This is a genomic window from Methanococcoides sp. AM1 (genome assembly GCF_900774055.1).
Lineage (GTDB): Archaea > Halobacteriota > Methanosarcinia > Methanosarcinales > Methanosarcinaceae > Methanococcoides.
In genome coordinates, this window is record NZ_CAAGSW010000002.1 from 287,853 (window position 1) to 313,198 (window position 25,346).

Annotated in this window: 24 protein-coding genes and 1 tRNA gene; 14 read left to right on the forward strand and 11 right to left on the reverse strand. The window is 44.6% G+C overall.

Going from position 1 to position 25,346, the window contains the following annotated elements; translation table 11 throughout:
* Positions 1-66: 66 nt before the first annotated feature.
* From E7X57_RS04115 to E7X57_RS04125, 3 genes are all read left to right on the forward strand, one after another.
* Entirely contained in the window at positions 67-942 is an 876-nt protein-coding gene (locus tag E7X57_RS04115; RefSeq protein ID WP_135610840.1) for a DUF4349 domain-containing protein, read from the forward strand.
* Positions 943-993: 51 nt separating this feature from the next.
* On the forward strand, positions 994-1,989 hold the full coding sequence (gene thiL / locus E7X57_RS04120; protein ID WP_135610842.1) for a thiamine-phosphate kinase: 996 nt from the start codon (positions 994-996) through the stop codon (positions 1,987-1,989).
* A 91-nt stretch (positions 1,990-2,080) separates the two neighbouring features.
* Positions 2,081-5,512 (forward strand): S-layer protein domain-containing protein, encoded by a 3,432-nt coding sequence (locus tag E7X57_RS04125; protein WP_244603587.1) that lies wholly within the window; start codon positions 2,081-2,083, stop codon positions 5,510-5,512.
* Positions 5,513-5,694: 182 nt separating this feature from the next.
* On the opposite strand, the gene E7X57_RS04130 is transcribed toward E7X57_RS04125, so the two are convergent.
* A complete protein-coding gene (locus tag E7X57_RS04130; protein WP_135610845.1) occupies positions 5,695-6,216 on the reverse strand; it encodes a helix-turn-helix domain-containing protein in 522 nt (173 codons plus the stop codon).
* Between the two features lie 164 nt (positions 6,217-6,380).
* Between E7X57_RS04130 and E7X57_RS04135 the strand changes: the two genes are divergently transcribed.
* From E7X57_RS04135 to E7X57_RS04145, 3 genes are all read left to right on the forward strand, one after another.
* Entirely contained in the window at positions 6,381-7,376 is a 996-nt protein-coding gene (locus E7X57_RS04135; RefSeq protein WP_167880882.1) for an ABC transporter substrate-binding protein, read from the forward strand.
* Between the two features lie 76 nt (positions 7,377-7,452).
* Complete coding sequence (locus E7X57_RS04140) at positions 7,453-8,241, forward strand: ABC transporter permease (RefSeq protein WP_135610846.1); 789 nt, start codon at positions 7,453-7,455, stop codon at positions 8,239-8,241.
* On the forward strand, positions 8,241-8,999 hold the full coding sequence (locus tag E7X57_RS04145) for an ABC transporter ATP-binding protein (RefSeq protein WP_135611249.1): 759 nt from the start codon (positions 8,241-8,243) through the stop codon (positions 8,997-8,999). Before E7X57_RS04140 ends, E7X57_RS04145 begins: the two co-directional genes overlap by 1 nt.
* Positions 9,000-9,052: 53 nt before the next feature.
* Here E7X57_RS04145 and E7X57_RS04150 read toward each other — a convergent pair whose 3' ends face one another.
* The 5 genes from E7X57_RS04150 to E7X57_RS04170 form a co-directional block, all read right to left on the reverse strand.
* Entirely contained in the window at positions 9,053-9,484 is a 432-nt protein-coding gene (locus tag E7X57_RS04150) for a polymer-forming cytoskeletal protein (protein WP_244603588.1), read from the reverse strand.
* A gap of 89 nt (positions 9,485-9,573) precedes the next feature.
* On the reverse strand, positions 9,574-10,326 hold the full coding sequence (locus E7X57_RS04155) for a prenyltransferase/squalene oxidase repeat-containing protein (protein WP_244603589.1): 753 nt from the start codon (positions 10,324-10,326) through the stop codon (positions 9,574-9,576).
* On the reverse strand, positions 10,310-12,160 hold the full coding sequence (gene nrdD / locus E7X57_RS04160; protein WP_135610849.1) for an anaerobic ribonucleoside-triphosphate reductase: 1,851 nt from the start codon (positions 12,158-12,160) through the stop codon (positions 10,310-10,312). The genes E7X57_RS04155 and nrdD overlap by 17 nt, the downstream gene beginning before the upstream one ends.
* Before the next feature lie 199 nt (positions 12,161-12,359).
* Positions 12,360-13,196, reverse strand: a complete 837-nt coding sequence (locus E7X57_RS04165) for an Mrp/NBP35 family ATP-binding protein (protein WP_135610851.1) — start codon at positions 13,194-13,196, stop codon at positions 12,360-12,362.
* 37 nt (positions 13,197-13,233) lie between these two features.
* Positions 13,234-13,557 (reverse strand): DUF134 domain-containing protein, encoded by a 324-nt coding sequence (locus E7X57_RS04170; protein ID WP_371413158.1) that lies wholly within the window; start codon positions 13,555-13,557, stop codon positions 13,234-13,236.
* A gap of 207 nt (positions 13,558-13,764) precedes the next feature.
* Between E7X57_RS04170 and E7X57_RS04175 the strand changes: the two genes are divergently transcribed.
* The 3 genes from E7X57_RS04175 to E7X57_RS04185 are packed head-to-tail and all read left to right on the forward strand — an operon-like array spanning position 13,765 to position 16,234.
* Positions 13,765-14,877, forward strand: a complete 1,113-nt coding sequence (locus E7X57_RS04175; RefSeq protein ID WP_135610854.1) for an ORC1-type DNA replication protein — start codon at positions 13,765-13,767, stop codon at positions 14,875-14,877.
* 13 nt (positions 14,878-14,890) lie between these two features.
* On the forward strand, positions 14,891-15,454 hold the full coding sequence (locus E7X57_RS04180; protein ID WP_135610855.1) for a molybdenum-dependent transcriptional regulator: 564 nt from the start codon (positions 14,891-14,893) through the stop codon (positions 15,452-15,454).
* The gene (locus tag E7X57_RS04185; RefSeq protein WP_135610857.1) at positions 15,455-16,234 is read left to right on the forward strand and encodes an exodeoxyribonuclease III; all 780 of its coding nucleotides are present in this window, start codon (positions 15,455-15,457) and stop codon (positions 16,232-16,234) included.
* Between the two features lie 181 nt (positions 16,235-16,415).
* Here E7X57_RS04185 and thsA read toward each other — a convergent pair whose 3' ends face one another.
* The gene (gene thsA, locus E7X57_RS04190; protein WP_210409024.1) at positions 16,416-18,056 is read right to left on the reverse strand and encodes a thermosome subunit alpha; all 1,641 of its coding nucleotides are present in this window, start codon (positions 18,054-18,056) and stop codon (positions 16,416-16,418) included.
* Between the two features lie 288 nt (positions 18,057-18,344).
* On the reverse strand, positions 18,345-18,518 hold the full coding sequence (locus E7X57_RS12380) for a DUF5350 domain-containing protein (protein WP_167880883.1): 174 nt from the start codon (positions 18,516-18,518) through the stop codon (positions 18,345-18,347).
* A 274-nt stretch (positions 18,519-18,792) separates the two neighbouring features.
* On the opposite strand from E7X57_RS12380, the gene E7X57_RS04195 reads away from it, so the two are divergent.
* The 4 genes from E7X57_RS04195 to E7X57_RS04210 all read left to right on the forward strand — a co-directional run bounded on the left by E7X57_RS04195 (position 18,793) and on the right by E7X57_RS04210 (position 22,365).
* Positions 18,793-20,055, forward strand: coding sequence for a DNA double-strand break repair nuclease NurA (locus E7X57_RS04195; RefSeq protein WP_135610858.1), 1,263 nt, complete (start codon positions 18,793-18,795; stop codon positions 20,053-20,055).
* Positions 20,045-21,886 (forward strand): ATP-binding protein, encoded by a 1,842-nt coding sequence (locus E7X57_RS04200; protein ID WP_135610860.1) that lies wholly within the window; start codon positions 20,045-20,047, stop codon positions 21,884-21,886. Before E7X57_RS04195 ends, E7X57_RS04200 begins: the two co-directional genes overlap by 11 nt.
* An 86-nt stretch (positions 21,887-21,972) precedes the next feature.
* Positions 21,973-22,046 (forward strand) — tRNA-Lys (locus tag E7X57_RS04205).
* A gap of 139 nt (positions 22,047-22,185) precedes the next feature.
* Complete coding sequence (locus E7X57_RS04210) at positions 22,186-22,365, forward strand: type II toxin-antitoxin system ParD family antitoxin (RefSeq protein ID WP_135610862.1); 180 nt, start codon at positions 22,186-22,188, stop codon at positions 22,363-22,365.
* A gap of 90 nt (positions 22,366-22,455) precedes the next feature.
* Here E7X57_RS04210 and E7X57_RS04215 read toward each other — a convergent pair whose 3' ends face one another.
* Genes E7X57_RS04215 through E7X57_RS04225 form a run of 3 tightly spaced genes read right to left on the reverse strand, consistent with a single transcriptional unit; the run spans position 22,456 to position 24,227 of the window.
* Entirely contained in the window at positions 22,456-23,229 is a 774-nt protein-coding gene (locus E7X57_RS04215) for a sugar phosphate isomerase/epimerase (RefSeq protein ID WP_135610864.1), read from the reverse strand.
* A gap of 21 nt (positions 23,230-23,250) precedes the next feature.
* Positions 23,251-23,691: an RNA-binding domain-containing protein gene (locus E7X57_RS04220; protein ID WP_135610866.1), complete on the reverse strand. Its 441-nt coding sequence runs from the start codon at positions 23,689-23,691 to the stop codon at positions 23,251-23,253.
* Positions 23,688-24,227, reverse strand: a complete 540-nt coding sequence (locus tag E7X57_RS04225) for a dephospho-CoA kinase (protein WP_135610868.1) — start codon at positions 24,225-24,227, stop codon at positions 23,688-23,690. Before E7X57_RS04225 ends, E7X57_RS04220 begins: the two co-directional genes overlap by 4 nt.
* A gap of 148 nt (positions 24,228-24,375) precedes the next feature.
* Here E7X57_RS04225 and E7X57_RS04230 point away from each other — a divergent pair, with 148 nt between their 5' ends.
* On the forward strand, positions 24,376-25,332 hold the full coding sequence (locus E7X57_RS04230; RefSeq protein WP_135610870.1) for a tRNA-dihydrouridine synthase: 957 nt from the start codon (positions 24,376-24,378) through the stop codon (positions 25,330-25,332).
* Positions 25,333-25,346 lie beyond the last annotated feature (14 nt).

Genomic DNA, 25,346 nt, shown 5'->3' on the forward strand with positions numbered 1-25,346 from the left:
AGTTTAAGTAAAAACTTTATATGTTCGCGGTGTAACTCTTCTTATACTTATAAGGGGCGTATCAACATGAAGCGAACATATCCATTACTATTTATTTTTCTGCTTACTTGTGTTATTGCAGCAGGATGCCTGTCAACGGAAAATGGTCAGTCCTATGCGCCGCAGGAAGAAAGCTTTTCTTTTGGGAACAAGATGGCCGATATGGCCTTTGATGAAGACCGGGATTTTCTGTATGATGCCCCTTCCAATGTGGCTGATAGTGGCGAAGCCACAGGAAGCAGTATAACACGCAAGGTGATAACCACTTCTGATGTTTCCCTTGAGGTAAAGAATGCTCCGGAAGCCGTTGATTCAATTGGTGCTATAGCATCTGAATACGATGGTTATGTTTCTTCATCCTCTGTGTATGATACTTACTATGGTGACAGTGAGAGCATGTCCGGATACATCTCCATACGTGTTCCGGCTGCTGAACATGATACCGTAATTGACAGGATCGAAGCTCTCGGGAAAGTGACCTCTAAGAGCACCAGCGGTGTCGATGTGACCGAGGAATATATCGATGTGGAGGCACGCCTTTCGAACCTGGAAAAGCAGGAACAGCGTCTTCAGGAGATCCTGGAAATGGCAACCACTGTGGAAGATGTCCTTGAAGTTGAAAAGGAACTTAGTCGTGTTCGCGGTGAGGTCGAAAGCCTCACAGGAAGGCTCAATTACCTTAATGACAGGATCGACTTTTCCACTATCACAGTCAGTGTCTCTGAACCCCGCAACATAACCCATTCATGGGGACTTCGAGACGCTTTGTCTGATTCAGTGCGTGGTTTCATAGCCAGCGTCAATGGAATTATCGTATTCATCGGAGTTGCCCTTCCAATAGTGATATTCCTGACAGTTGTTGGAAGTGTGGTTATATTCGTTAAGAGAAGGGTATGGAGATAACCCTTCTTTTTAACCACACTGCTAATAAATATTAAAACTATAAGGTATTCCATGGATAGGTCTGATCTTATTTCCGGCATAGCTGAACGCGAACTTGTTTCCAGACTATGTGGTATTTTCAGGCATCAGGAAGATGAATCCATAATGGCGGGTGCAGGCAAGGATGACTGTGCTGTTCTGGATGTGTCTGATGAGGATTGCATGGTCATTACCACGGACATGCTGCACCGGAAAACCGATTTTCCTGCTGTTATGACCCCCTGGCAGATCGGTTGGATGTCTGCTGCTGTAAACCTGAGCGATGTGGCATCCATGGGAGCAAAACCGGTGGGTTTTCTTTCCGCTCTGGGGGTCACGGAAGATATGCAGTTGGGAGATGCCGAGGATATTTCCCGTGGCATGGATGCCTGTGCAAAGTTCTGTGACACCTCGGTCATCGGTGGTGACATCGATCTTCACGATGAGCTGACCATAACAGGAACTGCTCTTGGGATTGTGAAAAAGGAGCATCTTTTAAGAAGGACCGGGGCAAAGCCGGGTGATCTTGTCTGTGTGACAGGCAATGCCGGTTCTGCAGGTGCTGCACTACTGGCGATCCAGCACGATCTGGACGTCAGCGATTATCTGCTGAATACATTACTTGAGCCGATTCCCCGGACGGATGAGGGGCAAAAGCTTGCAAAGACCGGTGCGGTAACTTCTATGATGGATACTAGCGATGGACTTGCAATGTCCCTTTATGATCTAATGGATGCCAATGGCACCGGCTTCAGGATATATGAGGATCAGTTGCCGATATCTGATGAGGTCCGTTCTCTTGTCGGCGAAGATGATGCCCTTGAACTTGCTCTTTACACCGGCGGAGATTTCGAGTTGCTTTTCACGGTATCACCTTCGATGCTGGAAGACGCGAAATCCGTTTGTTATTTAAATGTTGTAGGCGAAGTTACTGATGATACTTTAATAACTATGATAAACAGAGGGGATGCAGAAGTTTCGATATATCGAAAAGGTTATGTGCATTTAGGAAGATTTGATAACATATAATCATATAATATTCGGAGAACTAACTATGAATAAAGGTTTAAAATTATTACTAATGAGTTTGCTCATTGTTGGGATGAGCTGTGGGGTGGCGATGGCTGCTACGCCTGATAGTGTGACAGACCTTGATGGAACGGCTGGAGAAGATTGGATTTTATGGAGCTGGACTAATCCATCAGCTGATTTTGATCATGTTGAGATTTATATCAATGACACCTTTGAGTTAAATACAACTGCTGACTCTTACAATGACACTGGTTTAACTCCAAGTACTTCTTATAATATCAGCACCCGAGTCTCCGATGGTTTAGGAAATGTCTCCACTTGGGAGAATCTGACTGTTTCTACAAATAGTCCGCCTGATACAACTCCACCTGCAAGCGTTACTGGTCTTAGTGATACTTCAGTTGATGAGCATTCCATCCAATGGGAGTGGACCAACCCTTCGGATAGTGATTTTGACTATGTGAAAGTATATATTAATGGTACTTTTAAGGAAGATGTAAGTGGCACTTCTTATCTGGCTTCAGGTCTTGATCCCGACACCCCCTATGAAATTGGAACCCGTACGGTAGATACATCTGGTAATGAGAACAGTACTTTGATTACTGATATTGTAACAACTGATACAGATACTACAGATCCCGGCAGTGTAACTTCTTTAGAGGCTTCTGACATCGGGTCAACATCGATCAAATGGACCTGGGATAATCCTTCAGATTCAGACTTTAATCATACGCTTATCTATCTGGATGATGCATATGTCGAACTATTGGATAAAGACACAAGCTCATATACTGCTACAGATCTAAGTCCCAATACTGAGTATGAAATCACAGTAAAAACAGTTGATACCAGTGACAATGAGGGTACTAATGTAAGCGATACTGCAACGACAGTCTCATTAACATATTTCTTAGGCGACCGTATATGGGAAGAAGATATCCAGTCTGATGATGAGTATACATGGAATTATCTGAGCTATTCCGGTTTCTATTACGATCTTGATACTGGTGATGGTTCTGAATCAATGACCATGAAGGACATTGGCAGAAAGATTGACGATGGCGATCTCACATATGAAACAAGTGCTTTCGAAACAGAATTTGAGAGTAACAGATGGAATAAATATGAGGTCATCGGTTTTATGGCAGAGAAGTATTTCGCCGGTTATCCTGACGAAGCCTTTGGAGTTGGGTTTGATGAAGTTAACCTGATGTCTGAGGGAATGCTTTCAAAGGTCCTGATCGATGATGATGACAAGAAATCAGTCTTTACAGGTGCAGGGCTTGTACTTGAAGATGGATATGTACTGAATATTGTAGAAGTCGACATAAACGGTGATAGGGTATACGTCAAGTTATCAAAGGATGGCGATGAGATCGATGAGGGTATCCTTTCTTCAGGTTCCACATACCTCTATGAGAAAGATCTTGGTGATGTTGATGATGTCCCTATAATTGCTGTTTATTTCAAGGAGATCTTCAGTGGTATTGAAACCAATGCTGTTTTTGTTGAAGGTATCTTCCAGATCTCCGATGAATATCTGGAGGTCGATGAAGGCGATGATTTTGGAGATATGACAATAGATGACATTGGACCTAATTCTATTACAATGGAGAATGATAGGGACATTTCCCTTGGTAAAGGTGACACTGTTGACATTATGGGTAAATTGAAGTTCATTGTTGCAGATAGTGGTACTTTGAGATTTGCACCATTTGTGGACATGTCTGAACCTGGAACCTATGAACTCAGGGGTACTGTTGTAGAGGAAGACGTTTTCAAATGGACTCCTATGAACTTTGAAGGTTTCTACTACAATATCGATGAAGGTATAGGCACCGAATCACTTGAAGTGCTTGGTCTTAACGGAAACGATATTGAGGAAGGCAACCTGACCTATACAACAAGACCGGACAATGTTTCATTTGAATATGGTTCATGGGGTGAATATGAGGTAATTGGTTTCATGGCAGAGAAATACTTTGCCGGTTATCCTGATGATGCCTTTGAATCTGGCTTTGATGAAGTTAGCCTGATGGAAGAAGGTATGCTTTCCAAGGTCCTGATCGATGACGATGATAAAAAATCCGTGTATGGTGGATCATCTTTAATTCTTGATGAGGGTTATTCACTGGACATTCTTGAGGTCGATATAAACGGCGAAAAGGTCTTTGTAGAACTCAATAAGGATGGTGACCGTGTAGACTCCACGATTCTATCTTCCGGAACTCCTTACATTTATGACAAGGATCTGGGAGATGCCGAAGATGTGCCTATACTTGTCATCAATTTCGATGAGATCTTCAGTGGCCGTGAGTCAACAGCTGTCTTTGTCGAAGGTATCTTCCAGATCTCCGAAGATTATCTTGAGATCGAAGAGGGTGATGACTTTGGTGAAATGGAAGTTTCTAAGATTGAGGATGATATCATCGAAATGGAAAACGAAGATGAAATCACACTTTCTGATGGTGATGAGATCGAAATTATGGGTGATATTCAGTTCAAGGTTGCAGACTCCAGTACTCTTCGTTACTATCCTTTCGTCGAAGTAACCGTTGAACCGGACGAAGCTCTTGATGTTGAACTTGATCCTAAAATAGTCGTAGAAGGCGATGAGGTAGTTGTAACCGTAACATCACGTGGTTCCCTGATCAACGACGCAACAGTCAAAGCAGGCAGTCTCATCCTTGGTACCACAGATAATGAAGGTGTAGTAGAATACAAGTTCTCCTCTGATGGCACCTACGATATAACTGCTGAGAAAGATGGTTATGCTACCGGAACTGCTGAACTCGAGGTTATTTCTCCTGATGACTTGAGCAGAAAGATGAGCATCGAAGTTTCTCCTGAGGTCATTCATGAGGGCAACCTTGTGACATTCACCATTGTGAAAGCAATCGGTGGCGATCCAATGGATGATGTGAGACTTTCCCTTGATGGTAAGACCATCGGGCAAACCGGCAGTGATGGTATTGTGACAGATGTCCTTACAGAGACCGGAATGCACAAGCTGATCGCTGAAAAGGATGGTTTCCTGAATGCTGAACTGAACATCGAGGTCAAGGAAATGCAGGCAAAGTTCGAGTTCAGTGATCTTGTACTTGATCCGATCGAGGTCAGGTCCGGCAAGGATGTTGAGATCACATTGAATGCTGTGAACAATGGTAATGCTGAAGGCACTTACTCACTTGAACTGATGGTTAACGACAATGTGTCAGATTTCCAGGAAATATCACTTGGTATCAACGAAACCACAGAGGTAACTTTCGAATACACTTCAGGAGAGCCGGGTAGCTATCTTGTCAAAGTTGGAGGAATGACTGCAACCCTCGAAGTAGTTGAAGGTGTGAGTACAATAGTTTACCTGCTTGGAGGTTTGGCGGTAGCAGTTCTTGGTGGCGCAGCATACCTTTTCACAGCCGGTGGCTGGACAGTTGAGACTGCAGGCCCAAAGGCAAGTGAGGCAATGGCTGCACTTTCTGAGAAGATATCCAATATGCTTTCAAGAGGTAAGGAATAATTGAATCTGGACCGGCTGGTCCGGTAAGCTGCCAGCAGTATGTCGGCTGGCAGCTTCTTTTTTCTTTTACTATCGTTTCACTATGCATGTGCTGTATTTATTCTATATTTACAAACCTATGGTTGGTCGCATGGTAAAATTCTCGAGAATCTGTAATTAAAATATAAATAGTGAAAGACCGATCATTCGATCTTACGTGCTACTGTTTCAATAGCCTCTACAAGACTGTTCTTTGGCATAATGGTTGCAACAGGTATGCGAATTATCTTTTCTACGGTGGAGCTGACAATTGGTGCACACACAAGCGCTTTGGCACCTTCCCTCTCGGCACGCACGGCAGCGATGATGGCCTCTTCCATCGATGTGGCGGAGTACTCCCTGATCGTGCAAAGGGTGCCTGAGATCTTTCTCTTTGTTTCATTTATGTTGTCCAGAACAGGGCGTGCAGCTATGACTGCAATGAAATCACCTTTTTCGGAACCCTCGATCGTCCGGATGGTCTTCACTATCTGGCGAAGTGTCCTCATGTTCGGTTCCCTGTTCCCTGACATCAGCTTATATAGAGTGCTTGGGGGAATATTTGCATATTCTGAGAACTCTATTGCTGTGAGCTCAAGATCTTCTTTTATGACTTTCAAAAGTGTGTTCTGAAATGCCTCGTCCGATTCAAAAGCAGCATCAATAACCTTATTCGCAACGCTAATATTAACTCCTCCACTACACTCCTATTTCCATAAAGGATATATTTCGCTTCGTATTAATACTTTTAGGACATAATGAGGGCATATGTGGTAAGATATAAATAGAACATTTAGACGAAATACAATGTTAATAAGATTAATATTATAATTCGTCAGGAGGTTTTTATGTGAAAATCACAACAATTGCATTCATTTCTATTATACTGGTTGCAGCAGTATTCCTCTCAGGATGTACTTCTGCACCTGAAGAAGATGCCGCGATCACAGAGATCAACATCGGCTATCAGCCAAGCACACACCAGATCTCTTACATGACAGCTATGGAGAAGGGCTGGTGGGCTGAAGACCTTGCACCATTCGGAATTGAGACCGTGAACGAATTCGAGTTCCCAACCGGTGCTCCTGAGATGCAGGCAATGCTTTCAGGTGACCTTGACGTAGCTTACGTAGGTGCTGCTCCTGTTATCTCTGCACTGGCTGCAGGCCTCGATGCTAAGATCATTGCAGCTGTAAACACACAGGGATCCGATCTTGTGTTGAGACCTGAAGTGCCTTATGAAAGTCCTGAAGACCTCAAAGGACTGAAGATCGCAACATTCCCTCCGGGAACCATTCAGGACACACTTTTCAGGAACTGGCTTATTGAGAATGGTATTGATCCTGAAAACGATCTGGATATAAAAGCCATGGGTCCTGGGGATGCCAAAGCAGCTATTGCAGCAGGTCAGGTCGATGGTGTATTCCTTCCACATCCTTCTCCAACTTTCATTGAAGCAGAAGGAAATGGGCGTACTGTCCTTGCATCAGGTGCGATCATGGCAGATCACCCATGCTGTGTATTGGTGGTAAGTGGTGACCTTATCAGGAACAACCCGGAAATGGTCGAACAGATCGTAAGAACACACATAAAGGCTGTTGACTATGATTCTGCAAACATCGAAGAGGCTGCTGAAACATATGGTGTCAAGCTTACTGCTGATTCGGCAATCGTCCTTGAGTCTCTTGAGGGATGGGATGGTGTATGGTCTGCTGATCCACGTCCGCTTGTGAATTCAACAGTAGAATATGCAAATATACAGTACGAGCTTGGATTCATTAATACGGAGCTTACAGCAGAAGACATGTTTGATGTGAGCTTCTATGAAGCTGTGTCTGAAGAATAAATAGAAACATACATTAATGAACAGAATATATATTGCCGGACCTGAGGGATAATTCCCTCAATTGTCCGGAGGCAACATGAGCAAAGACAGCACAAAAGGAATTTCAGGTAGGGGTATTGAAATAATTTCCCTTACTACTGCTATCATTGTCTGGCAATTAGTAGCGGATTACATAGTTGCTGATAAATTCAAGCTGCCAAGCTTTACTGATGTTCTGTTCGCTTTTTTTAAGATCATTGAGAATGGGGCACTATTTACTGATCTTTCTATAAGCCTGTTGCATTTCGGGATCGGTATCATTTCAGGTTTAGTGATAGGAATTCCAATTGGCATATCAATGGGCTGGTTTCAGACCGCGAATCGTGCTTTAGATCCCATCATTGAAATAATAAGGCCTATTCCACCTCTTGCATGGATACCGTTTGCTATCATATGGTTCGGGCTTACACATGCCTCTGCAGGATTTGTGGTATTTGTAGGTGCTGTTTTCCCGATAATCATCAATACATTTGATGGTTTCAAAAGCGTTCCAAAGGTCTATGTAGAAGCTGCAAAAGTCCTTGGCTGTATGAAAAGCGGATCTCTTATCCGACATGTCGCTTTCCCATCAGCATTGCCTTCAATTGCAGCCGGTATTCGCATAGCAATGGGAGTTGGATGGATGTGTCTTGTAGCTGCGGAAATGTTCGGAGTTAGCAGCAGTGGTCTCGGTTACAAGATCTGGTGGCACTATTATCTGCACCAGATGGACTTTGTACTCGTTTACATGCTGATCCTCGGTTTCCTTGGTCTTCTGATCGACAGGATATTCAGGTGGTATGTGGATGGCCGTCTGCTTAAATGGCGCGAAGGGGTCGTGGTATAATGGGTGAGGTTAAAGTATCGGATGTTTCACTGGCATTTGAAAAGGAAAATGGCGAATCCACTCTTGCACTGGATAATATTAATCTTGAGATCAAGGACAAGGAATTCATTTGTTTCATCGGTCCCTCTGGTTGTGGAAAGACAACACTTCTGAGGTCTATTGCAGGACTTGAAATGCCGGATTCCGGTGAGATAACCCTTGATGGTGAAAGGATCACAGTCCCCGATTCCAAGAGGGGCATGGTATTTCAGGAGTATTCATTGTTCCCATGGAACACTGTTATCCAGAACATCACATTCGGTCCCCAGATGCAGGGGATGAGCAAAGGTGAATCTCTTGAGAGGGCGGAGAAATACCTGAAACTTGTTGGTCTTGAGCAGTTTAGGAACAGTTATCCGTATGAACTCTCGGGTGGAATGCGTCAGAGAGTTGCAATTGCACGTGCTCTTGCAAATGAGCCCAAGGTACTTCTCATGGACGAGCCGTTCGGTGCACTGGATGCACAGACCAGGAATACCCTGCAGAACGAACTTCTCGATGTATGGGCCAAAAATCAGATCACCATTGTGTTTGTTACTCACAGTGTGGATGAGGCCGTCTTCCTTGCAGACAAGATCGTTGTTATGACCGCAAGGCCGGGTAAGATCAAAAAGGTCATAAATGTGGAGCTTCCACGACCTCGTGACAGGACAAGTTCTGAAGCAAACGAATTGCGCCATAGCCTTCTCCGGATGCTGGCAGAAGAAAGACGTGATTAATGCTGAAAATACACATTACGAATATAAGGTCTTGCTGATAAGACCTTATTATCTTACATGTCGGAACGAACAATAAGCTTTGTTGCCGACTCTATCTCTTTTATGTTTACTTTTCCGATAAGTTCAAGGGCAGTATCTGCTTTTGCAAAAGTGATCTCACACCCCGGTCGGATGGACATCTCATTACCACATATTGCATGACCTGCTACCTTTACATTATCGAGCATTGTGAGGTTGTAGGTAACATCAATATTTCCTCCTATCTCGCAGCGTGTGCTTATCAGTGCATCAGATGCTTTGACATTTCCTTTAACAAGGGATGCCTTGCCAAGTTCAAGTGAACCACTTGCCTCAAGATCTTTCCAGAAGTTCGCGCCTGAACCGATGATCACATTTCCATCGAGCCTGACACTATCTTCGAAAAATGCTTTCCTGCGAATAATGTAAGTATTTGTATCTGCGTGGTATTTGAGAAATTTATCCATTTTATGTTCCACATCCATGATCTTAAAGGCGTATCGGTCCTGTCCTGCAACATATGTAATATCAGCTGCTTTATTAATCTGTCTTTTTGTTAATATATTCTATTGGTCTTCAAAATTCCCAGTGTGATAAGTGAAAGTGCAGTTGCTGTAACGTCTCCTTCACCTTTACCCCATGATCCATTGAGATTTTGTCTGGAACGTAGCCACTTTTCTGACACATCCAGTTCTTCCTTGGATCCTGCAATAGAAAGTGCCTGAATGACGAGATTGCTTGTGGAAATGAATCTCCAGCCACCGTCTTCGTTCCTCTCTGATAATATCCATCCGGAACGTTCTTTGATGAGGTCGGCAAAAGGATCTTCTTCAATGAGATGGCCCTGCTTGATCAGGGCAGTAATGATAAGTGAGGTCGTCCCTACGTGTTCCCATTTCTCACCATAGTTCTCAACGAGCCAACTGCAGCCTTTAGGGTCATGAATGCCCATGTCTGCCAGAGCTATCAATGCATAAGTGGTGTCATAAACATCGTTTTCCCATGAGCCGTTGCTTTCCTGCCTGGCGGCCAGCCACCGTGAGCTATCTTCAAGATCAATGTCCGATGATGCAAGTGCGGAATAGGCTCTTGCTGTTTCCCTGACTGAATCGTTCCAGTTGTCCTCATTCCTGAGCTGTATCAGTCGGGAAGAATGGTCATTTTCAACATTCCAGAGTTCACATGCAGTTATAAGGCGTGCCAGTTCCTTTGCAGTCGATGCATTCTGCTGGTTTATCCATGTAAATGCTCTTTCGATCGCATCTTCCATGAGATAGATGATACCGACATCGTTATTTAGTGTTTTCACTCTGAAGGTTGTATCGATGTCTTTCTTCGTACTCTTTCTGTTTTCCCGGATTCCATTGTTTCACGTGTCCAAAATAACCTGTGACCCTTGATACATGATCGATCGCAGGTTTATTGCAAATGGGGCATTCAAGGTTCATTCCACGTGAAACATGCCTGTTCTCACATACGGAGAAGTCAGGCGAGAAGCAGAAGTATGCAAGGTCCGTTTCGGTGAGCTTCTGTATCAGTTCGCTCATGCCTTCCGGGTCCGGGAAGCTTTCTCCCATCCATATGTGACTGATGGTCCCTCCAGTAAAATATGGATGGAATTCTGATTCAATCTTTATCTTGTCTGCAAGGGATATCTTTGAGCTGTAAGGTACATGTGTGGAATTAGTGTAATATGCATCGTGACTGGTCCCCTGCACGTGTGCTTTTTCACCAAATGAAGACCTGTCAAGCATGGCAAGCCTGTGCGCTGTGCTCTCTGCAGGGGCCTGTTCGAACGTATATTCAATTCCGTCTTCTCTTGAATATGTCTCTATCTTTGCAAGCATATGGCGTATTATCTTCATTCCCAGCTCATGCTGCTCTATCAGACCTTCTCCTGTAAGGTTCAGCAGGCATTCATTAAGTCCGACTACTCCAAAGGTCAGGTGTCGCGAATCAAGATCAAAATACGGCAGGTCATTTTCAGTTCTCTGCAAAAGCCAGGGCAGTATCTTCCATTCATACAATGATCTCCTGACGATCTCCTGACCTTCGAGCAGGGCTTTCCTTGTTATTTCCAGTACTTCATCCAGCCGTTCAAAGAACCGATCGATATTTTCTATCCTTTCGATCCCATCTGTTCTTTCCGTCCTGTCTGAATCAAGTGCAACTCCGGGCAGGTTCACAGTTACTATCTTGTTGGAACCGCTTCCCATCCCTCCAGCTGTCCACACGCCTCCGGAATGCCTTGCAAGAAGACGGCAACACATTGCCTGCACGGTGTTTTCTTCAAGATAATCTGTGGTCAGGTTCAGGAAGTATGGGGCCCCGGTGGAAGAAGTGGCATACATCGTTTTTTTCCATAAAGGATCTTCAATATCAATGTCCTTTGTTATGGCAGTAGTGATAAGTGGGAATGTGAATGGAAGTCCGTCAGCATCACCCTTTGCTGCTATCTCCATAAAAGCACCGTAGATAGCACGTGCTTCTTTTTCAAATTGTGAGTATTTCCTGCCAATGAACTTTCCTCCATAGACCGCAGGTTCATTTGCAAGGGAGGAAGGGCAATTGATACGGAGTCCGATGTTGGTGAATGCACTTTGTGCACCTATGCGGTTGGACTGGTTCATCTGGAACATGAATCCCTGTACTATCTGGAGAAGTTGCTCTTCATCTATGTCCGAATAGTGAAGGTGCGGTGCAAGTAGCCAGTTGAACATATCGATTGCCTGTGCTCCTGCAAAGAACTGCTGGGAATGAAGCATAAAGGACATCGCATGGAATATGGCAGCATTGAACTGTTTTGCAGGAGCACTTCTGGAATCCGTAAATTTCAGTCCATCCATGAGGAATATCCTGCCATCTATTCCATTGCAGTATGGCTTGAAAGGATCGCTCAGGTCGTGTATGTGTATGGTGCCTTTTATGTGTGCATTGGCAACATCTTTCGAGTACAGTTTTTCAAGTGCGTATCTTTTCTTGAGCTGGGATGAAATATGCATGTCAATGACAGAAGGGCTAAGTCGAGTGTTTGCGTTCTCCCTGATCAGCCAGTTCTTGTCATACAGGACATCATCTATCAGGTCATCAGTATCCTTAAAATCAAGACGATCGATTTCATCTTTACCTGTACTCCCACTCATGACTAAATGTTTGAATGTCAAGATTTAAATATCTATTCAGAAGGGTTGAAGAAAAGTAGGTTAAAATACAAAGGTAGAATCGGATCTGATGATAAGGTCGAATCAGATGTGATAAGGTACTATACTATGTAAAAAAAGTGTATAAAGGCATGTTCGGGACGGCAAAGGACCCCCCTCATAAATACCTTCTCTCGGGTTATTATTTTACGAATTCTTCGACAGCATCAACGATCTTATTGAAGGTCTTGTACCACTCGGAATTGCCTTTGATGTCCTCGTGTACCTTTCCATTGTCACTTGTAGCTGCAACGTCTGTTTCTATGGGCAATGTGCCAAGCACTTTCACTCCAAAGTCCTCTGCTGCTTTTGATACTCCGCCTGATCCGAACACGTGAATCATCTCATCACAGTGTGGGCAGACAATGCCGCTCATGTTCTCCACCATTCCAATGACAGGAACTTCTATCATCTTTGCGAAGTTGAGTGACTTCCTGACACTTGTAAGTGCAACGTCCTGTGGTGTTGTGACCACAACAGTACCATCAAGGTTTCCAATGAGTTGTGCAATGCTCAGTGGTTCATCTCCTGTTCCAGGTGGCAGGTCGATGATCAGATAGTCCAGCACACCCCAGTCAACTTCTTCCAGGAATTGCTTGATAGCTCCCATCTTTGCAGGACCACGCCAGATCACCGGGGAATCATCGCTATCAAGGAGAAGTCCTACGGACATCACTTTCAGGTTATCGTTGACCTTTACAGGAACAATACCCTTTTCTCCTACAATTGGTCTCTGACCTTCCACTCCGAACATAGTTGGGATTGTGGGGCCGTGTATATCGCTGTCAAGAAGACCTATTTTGTATCCACGGTCTGCAAGTGTGGCAGCAAGGTTGGCGGAGACTGTGCTTTTTCCCACGCCACCTTTTCCGCTCATGACCATGATCTTCTTTTTTATACCTCTAAGATTGGTTACGAGCTTTGGTTCTTCTGGCTTTGCGTTAAGCAGACTTTCCGGTGATTGGATATTGGATGCCATTTTAGATCTCCTGTGATTATTTTTGAGTTACCAGAGGTCAGTTCTCTTCGTTCTGGTCTTTGATGCTGACATAGTTTCCGCCCTTGATCTCTATTGCTTTGCCTGTGGTCAATGCAAAGGCTATCTTCTTTCTTGCACTCTTAAGATCTTCCCAGAATGCACGCCTTGAGATCCCCATTTGCGTGGCTGCTTCCTGCTGCTGGAGCCCTTCGTAATCCACAAGTCTTAATGCTTCCAGTTCTTCCACTGCAACGGAGACTACCTCAAGCTCCGAAAGCGCAACTCCCCGTGGCTTAAAATAGAATTCTTCCGGGTTGCATTTCACCCTTCTGGGGCTTTTTGGTCTTCCTCTGCATGTCATAACATCGTATCTCCTCATATGTTAGCTTATATATAAGCAATTCCCACAATGCTTTTATATTTATTCTCATGTGTTCAAAATCGCTTTTTTAATTACATATCCGGCTCCACTTTTTTCTAAAAAGATAACAATGTAGGTCCCATAAGCAAAAGGCTATTATGTATTTTCACAATTATTGTATTAGAATTTATTGAGGAGATGCTGTATATGAATAAGGATATGCTGATGTGGGACGAGACCCTGTTCAGGGATGGTAGTGTTCTTGAACTGGATCATCTTCCTGATCATTTCTCGCACCGTGAAACACAGATGCAATCCCTTATGTACAGTTTACGCCCTGCTCTTCGGGGAATGCGTCCTCTCAACAGCCTCATCAGTGGTCCGCCCGGTACCGGAAAGACAACTACGGTCATGAAGGTTTTCGGGGAGATGAAAAAACACTCGGAAAATGTTGTTTTCGTAAAGGTGAACTGCCAGATGGACTCCACGAAGTTCGCTGTCATTGCAAGGATCTACAAGGCACTTTTCAAAGTATCTCCTCCTGCATCAGGAGTTGCATTCAGGAAACTCTTTGAAAAGGTAATGAACTTCCTTGTGGAAAATGAGAAGACACTGGTTGTCTGCCTTGATGATATCAATTATCTTTACCATGAAGGAAATGCTGACGATGTCATGTATTCCATGCTCAGGGCCCATGAACAGTTCCCGGGAGCAAAGGTGGGTGTGATCGCTATTGTGAGTGATACCGGAAAGCTTTACCAGTTCGACCCGAAGGTGAACTCGGTGTTCCTGCCGGAAGAGGTCGCTTTCCCAAGGTATGCGTATGATGAACTCCAGGATATCCTTGGCAGAAGGATCGATCTTGCATTCTTTCCGAATGTCGTATCCGATGAAGTAAAGGATGCTATTGTGGAATATGTTGATATGACTGGTGACCTCCGAGTGGGTATCGATCTTCTGAAACGCTCGGGCCTGAATGCCGAAAGACGAGCCAGTAAGACAATATCTGTTGAAGATGTGGAAAGTGCATATGAAAGCTCCCGTTTACTGCATCTTGGAAGGAGTATTATGTCCCTCACACCCGATGAGCGAACACTTTTGGAGCTTATCGCTAAGCAAAGGGAGTGTCAGACTGGGGATCTCTACAAGCTTTTCCATGAACAGACAGGTCTTGGATACACTCGTTTCTATGATATGCTCAAAAAACTCAATGATGCACGCTATGTTAGCACTGATTTTTCCGGCAAAGGAACTCGTGGTCGTACTCGTATCGTGAAACCAAGATACCAGCCGGAAGATATTCTCAAATGCCTTGAATGAAGGGGGTAGGAAGTTGGAGACAAGGACCAAAGTATGGCTGACAGAGGACGGAAAACATATAATCGGTGCTGGTAAGGTCAATTTGCTCAAAGCCATTGATGAAGAGCGTTCTTTAAGTAAAGCATGCAAAAAACTCGGAATGTCTTACAAACATGCCTGGCTTATCCTGAAGAAAATGAATGAGCGGGGAAACCAGGAGATCGTGTACACTGTCAGGGGTGGAAAGGATCAGGGTACTTTCCTGACCGAGTATGGTAAACAACTGATCGATGAATACGAGGCAAGTCGCACCTACATTGATGAAACGGTTGGTGATGACACCTCCTGGGAGAACATTGCCTTCAAACTGTCTGCCCGGAACAAATTGATCGGACGGGTGGTGGAAGTTGAGAAAGGTGACATTGTGTCCAAGGTAAAGATCGAAGTGGATCCTGCGATCCTGACGTCCATCGTAACATCAGAAGCAGTGGACAGGCTCGATGTAAAGGAAGGGGACGAATTGTTTGCCATCATCAAATCCACTGAGGTAATGCTGGCAAAACCTTCCCGGGTACCGCCTGAAAGTGAGGACTATTAAATGACTTCTATCAATATTATGTCATGGAATGTGAATGGTTTAAGGTCCATGGTGAAGAAAGGTTTTCTGGAATGGGTGGCTGAAGCCCAGCCTGATATCCTCTGTCTTCAGGAAACAAAAGCACAGGAAAGACAGCTTCCCACAAATCTGCGACATATCGATAGTTACATGCCCCATTTCTTTTCAGCAGAACGCAAAGGTTACAGCGGTGTTGCGGTCTATACGAAACTTCCTCCGGTAAATGTTGAATATGGTCTCGGAGAGAAGCGCTTTGATGCGGAAGGCAGGACTTTGATCGCAGAATTTGAGGATTTCGTTCTTTTCAACATATATTTCCCTAACGGGAAAGCTTCTGATGAAAGGCTCCAGTACAAGATGGACTTCTATGATGCATTTATGGAACGTGCAGACGGATTCAAGGATGAAGGCAGGAATGTTGTTGTCTGTGGTGATGTGAACACCGCTCACAAAGAGATCGATCTTGCACGACCCAAACAGAATGAGAAGTCATCAGGTTTCCTTCCTCAGGAGAGGGAATGGATAGATACTTTCCTTGACCACGGTTATCTTGATACTTTCAGGCTGTTCAATCAGGATACAGGACAATATAGCTGGTGGGACCAGAAGACGCGTGCAAGGGACCGTAATGTTGGCTGGCGAATAGATTACTTCTTTGCAAGCGAAAGCTTGAAAGATCGGATAACTTCAGCTTACATATTGCCGGATGTTATGGGTTCTGACCACTGTCCTATCGGGATTGAGCTGGATCTCGGTCAGTAATTTTTTGATATATTTGGTGACAATCAGGTCTGTATAGCTTCTGCTATCCAAAAGTATGTAAGAACTTATGTTGAGAGAAATAGTATGTGAAAAAGTCAGTTAGAAAGTAAGTGATCAATTATAATTATTAAAAAGAATTGTCGGGCGCATAATGCGCCCTTATGTTTGTTATTTTTTGAATTTACATCATTGGAGGCATTCCGCCGCCCATTCCGCCCATGCCACCTTCTGGCATTGGTGGTGCTCTGGTTGATGCAATGATGTCGTCGATCCTGAGGATCATGACTGATGCTTCAGCTGCTGAGTTGATTGCCTGGGTCTTTACCCTGAGTGGCTCAACAACGCCGTTCTCCCACATGTCGATGACAGTGCCGGTGTAGACGTTAAGACCAGCGGTCTTTATGCCTTTCTCGTGGTGTGAGCGCAGTTCAACAAGCATGTCTATTGGGTCAAGACCTGCGTTCTCTGCAAGTGTCCTTGGGATGATCTCGAGTGCTTCTGCGAATGCTTTGACTGCAAGCTGTTCCCTTCCGCTGAGTGTTGCTGCATACTCGTTGAGTCTGAGTGCAACCTCTACTTCAGGTGCTCCGCCACCAGCGACGAGCTCTTCATCTTCGATAGCTACAGCGACTACACGGAGTGCATCTTCGAGTGCTCTCTCGATGTTGTCGATAACGTGCTCTGTACCGCCACGGAGAAGGATTGAAACTGATTTTGGATTGACACAGCCGGTAATGAATACCATGTTGTCGCCACCGATCTTTCTCTCTTCGACAAGTTCTGCCTGTCCAAGATCGTCTGCGTTCATCTCTTCAATGTTGGTAACAAGCTTTGCACCTGTGGAGCGGACAAGTTTTTCCATGTCGCTCTTCTTGACACGCCTGACTGCAAAGAGACCTGCCTTTGCAAGGAAGTGCTGTGCCATGTCATCGATACCTTTCTGGCAGAATACGACGTTTGCGCCACTGTCGGTAATGCTGGTCACAAGGTTTCTGAGCATTGCCTCTTCCTGGTCAAGGAATGACTGGAGCTGGTCAGGGGATGTGATGGAGATCTCTGCATCGACTTCTGTTTCCTTAAGTTCGATAGCAGTGTTGAGGAGTGCGATCTTTGCGCCTTCTACCTTCTTTGGCATGTTAGCGTGTACCCTTTCCTTATCAAGGATCATACCTTCAATGAGCTCGGAGTCGTCGATACGTCCGCCGACCTTCTTCTCGATCTTTACGTTCTCGATCTCGACCTTGTTTCCGCCGTCCTGGTCGACGATGCTTGTGATTGCGTCTACAGCGATCTTGGAAAGTACTTCCTTTGATGCTTCTGCGCCTTTACCGGTCATTGCTGTGTCAGAGATCTTGGTAAGCATTTCCTTGTTGTCGCATGTGACATGCTTTGAAAGTGTTTTGAGGATCTCTCCTGCTTTTGTGGAGGCCATCCTGTAACCTGCTGCGATGATTGTTGGGTGGACATCCTGCTCGATCATTTCTTCTGCTTTCTTGAGGAGTTCGCCTGCAACGACAGCTGCAGATGTTGTACCATCTCCAACTTCATCGTCCTGTGTCTTTGCGACCTCGACGATCATTTTTGCAGCTGGGTGCTCAATGTCCATCTCTTTGAGGATGGTTGCACCATCGTTGGTGATAACTACATCTCCAAGGGAGTCTACAAGCATCTTGTCCATACCTTTTGGACCAAGTGTTGTTCTTACTGCTTCAGCAACTGCCTTTGCTGCCATGATGTTGTTGCTCTGGGCATCCCTGCCTCTAGTTCTCTGGCTACCTTCTCTTAAAATGAAGATAGGCTGTCCTGACATCTGTCCTGCCATATATTTTAACCTCCTATATTAAACATAGATCAATGTAACTACCTGTGTCTCAGGTCGTTTTTACATGTTTGTAGTTCTATATATAAGTTACTGATAACTGATTTTTCCTGACCTAATTTCCAGGCGATTCTAATTAAGCTTGTGACCTAATTCTTTCCATCTACAAAAAGCATCAGCTATCCGGTTAACGTGATGATGCTTCATTCGATCCAAAAAAAGATAGTCGGTCCCTTTCAAAGAGACCATTGTTAATAAAGGACTGCTCTTACAGCCCTGAAAAAGAGATACTTAGTTGACAATAGCCTTTGGTGATCTCTTAAGGAAACGCCTCTTTGCGCCGCCTGAGGTGAATCTCTGTGCAGGTCCTGGGTGTGCCTTAGCTCCAAAAGCTTTCTGCACTTTGATGACCCTTCCCTTTCTTCCTTTGACCTTTACCCATTCAATGCTGCCTGTTTTACCCATTATCAATCCTCGTTATGATTTTATGTTAATATTAATTTTAAGGCCCTGATGGCCTCTGATATCTATTATATTTGTAATTGGCACAAATGTGGATATTTGTGACCTGATAAATACAATGTTATAGGTTCCCTTTAGATGTAATGTTTATAGTTAAAGTTTACGGAACTTATGGGAACTTATGATGTGTGAAGAATGATTATTTCAGGTTCGCAAATTAAGCAATTGGATATAAAAAATAAACAAATATATCTATGTTCCTGTACATTTGTTTCACATGACCCTTGAGCCGGTTCACATTAAAGCCATTTCCAGTATGGTATCCCGCATAGATAGTTTATCGGAGGACGATGATCCGGAAAAGGCACCTGAACTTTTTGAACTTCTCAGTGAGCTGGAATATGACGGTAAGGTCGTTCTCAAGGCACTCGGAAAACTATTCCGTGCAAAAGTGGACATCGACTGCATGTCTCTTGCAAAAGACCCTTTTGAGAAGACATATTCCTGTGATAGTGGAAGTACCAATCCGATATCTTTCAACAGCGGTCTGTATGTGGACCTTTGCCATTGCAGTATTGCTTCAACACCTACGGATATCGATCTTCATTCAAAGTGGACCATGGTAATGTCAACGTACTCTCCCGGGACGGGCATGTTCATCGATACAACAGGGGGCTGGGATTACTTTGATGAAAATGAGGGTCGTGCATCCATCGTAAAGATAAGGCCCGGACTTCTTAAGAAAAGGGTTGATCGGATGGTGCACAATATTGCATTGTACCTGTCAGAATCAGAACATATTCTCTGGCTCATGGAAAAGTTCGATAAAGATGGATTTTTCATAATGGATGGCCCTATTTATCCGAAACAGTTGATGTACTGGATGGTAGTGGAATCCGATGAAGTGCAGATAAGGGATGATGACAATGCAAAACGGATCCTGCAGAATTATGTGGACATAATGGACCATCACATTGCTAACAGAAGACCTCTAATTGGCTTTGTGAAGAATCCGGAGGACATGCAGACAATGATAACTCTCCGGAAAAAATATTCTATGGGTGATCTTCCCTGGCTGAGGGATTCGCAGTTCTTCAAGAACGTGCTCTCACCGGGAAAGGACGAAGGAAAAGGTAGCAGGTGGATAACCTACACCAACTGGTTCCTGCAGCCCAATCAGTTCTATGAGAATATCATGGATAGCACTTCCCTTGTGCTGGATCCGGATCTAAATCATGAGTTTCCCAAAGAGGACTATGCTATCACATTTTTTATGATCTTTGTTCCTTCCATTGATGTTCTTTTCAAGATCGAATCCCCTTACGGGATAACAAAGGATGAGCAAATGCGGGACCTTATCACAAGGAAAGTTCTGCATGATATTGCTGTGAACGGCATCCCTATAACACTTTCAAAAGCAGATTCCCTTGCGAAGATAAGGATCCCGGAAAAAAAGCTGATCAAAGGCATGTTCAAAGGGCAGAAGATCGATACTATTTACAATGATGTGAGATGGGGTGAATCAATAGATGATCAATGATACAGACTTATTGGCTTATGCTTCAGACAGCGATTTCAGTGACGATACAAATGATACGAAGGGAATTTCGGAAAGCAGGCCTAATGCAAAAGGTTCTGAATTCGAGGAGTACGATGTTGGAGATCCTGTTGGCCTGAATGCCGAAGGTGCAGAGAATGCCTTTGGTATCATTACAACCGGCTTTGATCCCCTTGAGGTCACCGAATCCGGCTCAAGGATCGCAGGCTACATAACTACGGATCACAGGTCACAGGTGCGGCTGGGCACATATGTTATAGTACCTTATGAGAACGAACACCTCTTTGCACGTATCTGGAAACTCCAGTACCAGCAGCAGTTCGAAGTGGATGATGCTACCGAAATACATTCACGCAGGATGCTCAGGAGCAACACCACCGCAGAGCTGGATTACAAGTTCCTTGCCTACCTTGATCCTATATGCATTTTATACGAGCATGTGCCCGGGGACGTATCATCCCTTATGCGTCGCATGGCTGACCGGATTCCTCGACCTAACACTCCGATATTACCGGTAACTGAGAAACTGAAGATCCAGACCGGCCTGAACATTCCTCGTGAAGGTATCTTCCTCGGTCATCTGAGCGTAGGTGGCGAACTGGTGAGGACACATGCATCACCACCGACCGTGCCTTACTATCTGAGGAACGATTACTCTATGGGCGATCCGTTGATATTCAGGCACATGCTGGTCTGTGGAAGTACCGGTACCGGTAAGACCTTCCTCACAAAGAACATCCTGCGCCAGTTCATGAGCGAGGACAACAGGTATCAGGTGCGCGACAATGGTGATGGTGTAAAAAAGAACAAGAACCCGTGTCTTGTGATAATGGACCCTCAGGACGAGTATTCCCAGCTTCTGGAGGATAATCCTGAGCTTGTCTCTTCTGATGAACATAATATGAACTCAGAGAACGTGAGGTTTGGCGGTGTTCCTTCCACAAAGACCTTTGTGGCAAAGGTAGATGGGCAAAACTACAATGGCAGATCACGTGCCGAGCAGGCTGAATTCACAATACCTTTCGAGATGGTCAGGAGCAATTTCTGGTTGATCGCTGCAGCAGGACTTACTGAACTTCAGGGTATTGCTCTTGAACTTCTGCTTGAGGACTACTTCAAAAGACCCGGCACACATACGTATAACGGCTTTATCGAGCACATCGATGATGCAGGCGTGAGAGGGACCTATGTTGATAATGGCAAGGTCCACGAAGCATCCTATGATGGGATCGTAAGGAAAGTAAGGAATCAGGCTTTCAGAAGGGTCTTCGACCAGCCTGCAATTCCCATTACCGAAATGCTTGCTGATATCTTCAAAGCAGGGCAGATCTGTGTGTTCCCTACTGAGTACATCTCAAATACCAGAATACGTGATCTTATCACACTGACTCTGATGACCGTTGTTGTGGACAACAAATTGAACACTTCAGGCGATGCACTTGTCAAGGAAACACCTATCATCCTTGTGCTGGATGAAGCACACAGGTATCTTTCAAAGGGTGCCGGAGAACACTCTAAGCGCATAATCTCCAAGTTTGCAGATGCAGCCCGTCAGGGGCGTAAGGAAGGCCTGGGCCTGTTCCTTATCACGCAGGATCCTCAGGATATAGATGAAACTGTGTTCAAGCAGGTCAACAGCCGTGTGATCCTTAATCTTTCCAATGATGCCGCAATAAGTGCAATGAAGGTCAAAAAGGAATATGAAAAGCGTATCCCATATCTCAAGAAGGGACAAATGATAATTCAAAGTCCTGATAACAGCGATGTTGTAGAGGTCATAGGGCTTTCAAAGTGTGTTGTAAAGCATGTCTGAAAAAGGGATTTGAGGACTGGTTCTCTCTCTTCCGATACGTATATATATGGGTACTACGTATGGGAGGAACTACTCACACATGCGTTGGGCCGGTAGCTTAGTCAGGCAGAGCGATGGACTCTTAATCCATCGGCCGAGGGTTCAAATCCCTTCCGGCCCGCTTTCAATTCATGTGATCTTTTCTGTATCTTTAATTTCTGTGAATCTATAACTTTTATGTACCTGTATGGGTTATGTATCGTTCATACTGATACTATTGTAAAATGTTGCATATTATCTATCATCTTAAGGTGAGAACAATGCCAAAAGTAAGTGTTGATATTCCACAGGAATTACTTGACGATCTTAACAAACATGTGGGGAACGATAAGAAGTTCGTCAGCCAGTCTGATGCTATCAGAACGGCCATTCGCAAAATGCTTGATATGATGGACGATATAGACAGGCGTCATGGAAGGCTCGAACAGGATAGACCCTGATGTATTTTCATATGGGTTTGTTCAGGTCGAAATAATTGAGGGTCAAAAATAGTAACTAACTAACTAAATAAATAAAAGCTAGGTTCCGGATCAAAGCCCTTTAAGGAACTCAAGGCTTTCTCTTCCTTCTTCCGGATTGCTCATCTCTGTGACGAGCCTGCCTTTGTAATTTGACAATCCTTTTTTCACAGCTTTCCAGTTGACGGTACCCCTTCCTGCCGGGAGATGTTCGTCCCTTTTTCCCATGTTGTCATGCAGATGTACATGTATTATTCTGTCACTGCATTTTTCAAGGAAACTTTCTACGAATCCGGTTGTGTTCGCGTGTCCTATATCCAGCGTCATACCGACGTTGTCGCGGTCAACATCATCCAGCATCCTTAATATTTCATCAGGTTCCCTGCCAAATATCATCGGGAAATCGGGCATGTTCTCCACAGCAATGGAGATGCCATATTCTTCAGCAGTATCACATAGTTCCTGGATGGAACGGACGTTCGTATCCCATGCACGTTCAGGTAACTTCTTTCCGTATGGTGAAAGGTATCCGGGGTGTACGACTGCAACTTCCACAAGTCCGGATGCCAGTGAGAGGCAGTTCTTCATTTGCCTGACCACTTCTCCGTGTATGCCGGGGTTGAGGCCTGCCAAGTTCATGTCAGAGAATGGCATGTGCATAGTAAGCACAAGATTGGTGGTATCAAGTACTTCCCTTATCTTTGGCAGATTTTCTTCGCTGAGACTCTGGGTACCTTCCTGTACCATCTCCCAACCTGTGAATCCGATGTCCTCAAGTTCATAGACCCATGGAAAGGGTTCCTCAAGGACCGCATTTGATGAGAAACTTGATCTGCTGACGTCCATGCTGTCTCACTTCCGGATGTTTTAGAGCTTTGGCATTTCAGGTTCAAAGAGTGGAATTCCTTCCTCTGTTGGTGGTGTTAACCACTCGATGAGGATCTCCATATCTTCTGCGGTATCCGTTGTTATATCAACGTGTATGGAACCAAGAGGTTCTTCGATAGCAGGAAAGTTCAGTTTTCCGATCGTTGCTACCTGTTTGTTAATAAGGAACCTGGTTCTTGTCGGGTTCCTGTAACTGCCTGCTTCCAGTCTGGTGCGGGCAGTATCAATGATCAGTTCTCTCCTGAACAGGTCATGGATGTTCCTGAGGCTCTCGATATCGCCGGTACCTTCGAGGAAATCACCTTCGTCGGTAGTTACCGTTCCTATATCTATTAGTGGGAACATGTTCATGACCGCCATCTCCACTCGTTCCTTATCTTCTGTGGGATTGACGGCAGTGCTGACTTTTACTTCGATCATGCGTTCTCCAGTATTCCGTTGATCGTATTCCTGAATGCATCGATGCTGTCGGTGTTATCGACAGTTATGTCTGCCACTTTGATGGCTTCTGCAAGTCCCCATCCAAGTTCTCGTTCATCTCTTACCTTCAGTGCCTTGATATCGGTCATATCATCGCTTCTGCCACGGTTCGTTACTCTTTCAAAACGTATCTCCAGAGGTGCATCGATGAAGACCAGTGTAAAATCTTCTCCGAAATGTTCCTTGAAAAATGTGACCTCTGCTATTCCGCGTACTCCGTCCACAACGACAAGGTCTTTTTCTAAAGCCTCTATCTTTGGAACACAACGCTTTGCAACAGCATCCATTCCTTCCTTATCTCGCAGGTCGTTTGCCACGCCGCCGGTGTTGGCATCTGTGGGTTCGAGTCCCCTTGCTTTGACCTCGTCGCGTATAACATCTCCCATGTTTACAACATCGATATTCTCTTCCTTTACAACATCTGATGCTACGGATTTGCCTGCTGCCGGCATTCCTACAAAAGCTATGATCTTCATATTTTATGACCCTGTTGTGGTTTAAGTAATAATAATTGAAATTATAATGTTCATTACACCGATCAGTGTATATTATAAGTATGGTGAACGGGATTATCAAGGTTTTGATTTTATATATCAGTATGTCTTTGTGTGGGTTGAGCTTAATATGAGACTGGGCGGCGTGGATCTTACTGGTAACCTTTTGCTTGCACCTATGGCGGATGTAACGAATCTGGCCTTCAGGCTTATGTGCAAGAGATATGGCGCATCCCTTACATTTACTGAGATGATAAGCTCGGATGCTGTTGTACACGGTAATGAGAAAACTTTCCTTCGGGGGATGACCTGTGAAGAAGAGCGACCATTTGGAGTGCAGCTGTTTGGTCACTGTCCGGAAACGATAACATCTGCAGCACTTGTTATTGAGGGAATGTTCGAGCCAATGGTAATTGATGTGAACCTGGGATGTCCGTCTCCCGCTATTACAAGTGCCGGATGTGGTTCTGCATTACTTCGCTCACCTGACATTGTGAGTGAGATCTTCGGGGATCTTTGTGAGAACGTGAACACACCGGTAACTGCAAAGATACGTATTCTCGAAAGCATGGATGCTACTCTTGATATTGCCAACCGGCTGGAAGAAGCTGGTGTTTGTGCGATCACTGTTCATGGACGTACAAGGGAACAGGGGTATCAGGGGTTTGCAGATCATAGCTATGCAAAGCGTATCAAAGAGGAATTATCTATTCCGGTTATCGCCAATGGGGATGTAAAGGATGGAGAGTCTGCAAAACGTATTCTGGAATATACTGGCTGTGACGGGCTGATGATCGGGAGGGCAGCTATGGGTGACCCTCATGTTTTCTATCGAATATCCCGCTACCTTGAGGATGATGAGTTCATTGGAACTTGCTGTGGACAGCGCAGGGATGATCTGCTTGAATACATTGAACTGCTTGAAAAGTTCGACCTGATGTCACATGTGAACATGAAGGCACATTCGCAGTGGTTTACCAGGGGCTTAAAAGATAGCAGGCGTATGCGCATGGAGATGGGTAATGCCGATTCTCACGTTTCTCTTGTGGAATGCATTCGCAATATGTGCGGGAATAATTCTAAATAACATTTTGTACATAT

Coding starts and splice junctions, on each gene's coding strand:
- E7X57_RS04200 (WP_135610860.1), top strand. CDS start 20,045: ATGATCAATGATACAGACTTATTGGCTTATGCTTCAGACAGCGATTTC.
- E7X57_RS04175 (WP_135610854.1), top strand. CDS start 13,765: ATGAATAAGGATATGCTGATGTGGGACGAGACCCTGTTCAGGGATGGT.
- nrdD (WP_135610849.1), bottom strand. CDS start 12,160: ATGAGTGGGAGTACAGGTAAAGATGAAATCGATCGTCTTGATTTTAAG.
- E7X57_RS04215 (WP_135610864.1), bottom strand. CDS start 23,229: ATGGACGTCAGCAGATCAAGTTTCTCATCAAATGCGGTCCTTGAGGAA.
- E7X57_RS04150 (WP_244603588.1), bottom strand. CDS start 9,484: ATGGATAAATTTCTCAAATACCACGCAGATACAAATACTTACATTATT.
- E7X57_RS04115 (WP_135610840.1), top strand. CDS start 67: ATGAAGCGAACATATCCATTACTATTTATTTTTCTGCTTACTTGTGTT.
- E7X57_RS04225 (WP_135610868.1), bottom strand. CDS start 24,227: ATGAAGATCATAGCTTTTGTAGGAATGCCGGCAGCAGGCAAATCCGTA.
- E7X57_RS04210 (WP_135610862.1), top strand. CDS start 22,186: ATGCCAAAAGTAAGTGTTGATATTCCACAGGAATTACTTGACGATCTT.
- E7X57_RS04185 (WP_135610857.1), top strand. CDS start 15,455: ATGACTTCTATCAATATTATGTCATGGAATGTGAATGGTTTAAGGTCC.
- E7X57_RS04145 (WP_135611249.1), top strand. CDS start 8,241: ATGGGTGAGGTTAAAGTATCGGATGTTTCACTGGCATTTGAAAAGGAA.
- E7X57_RS04125 (WP_244603587.1), top strand. CDS start 2,081: ATGGCTGCTACGCCTGATAGTGTGACAGACCTTGATGGAACGGCTGGA.
- thiL (WP_135610842.1), top strand. CDS start 994: ATGGATAGGTCTGATCTTATTTCCGGCATAGCTGAACGCGAACTTGTT.
- E7X57_RS04140 (WP_135610846.1), top strand. CDS start 7,453: ATGAGCAAAGACAGCACAAAAGGAATTTCAGGTAGGGGTATTGAAATA.
- E7X57_RS04165 (WP_135610851.1), bottom strand. CDS start 13,196: ATGGCATCCAATATCCAATCACCGGAAAGTCTGCTTAACGCAAAGCCA.
- E7X57_RS12380 (WP_167880883.1), bottom strand. CDS start 18,518: ATGGGTAAAACAGGCAGCATTGAATGGGTAAAGGTCAAAGGAAGAAAG.
- E7X57_RS04220 (WP_135610866.1), bottom strand. CDS start 23,691: ATGATCGAAGTAAAAGTCAGCACTGCCGTCAATCCCACAGAAGATAAG.
- E7X57_RS04195 (WP_135610858.1), top strand. CDS start 18,793: ATGACCCTTGAGCCGGTTCACATTAAAGCCATTTCCAGTATGGTATCC.
- E7X57_RS04230 (WP_135610870.1), top strand. CDS start 24,376: ATGAGACTGGGCGGCGTGGATCTTACTGGTAACCTTTTGCTTGCACCT.
- E7X57_RS04170 (WP_371413158.1), bottom strand. CDS start 13,557: ATGACATGCAGAGGAAGACCAAAAAGCCCCAGAAGGGTGAAATGCAAC.
- thsA (WP_210409024.1), bottom strand. CDS start 18,056: ATGGCAGGACAGATGTCAGGACAGCCTATCTTCATTTTAAGAGAAGGT.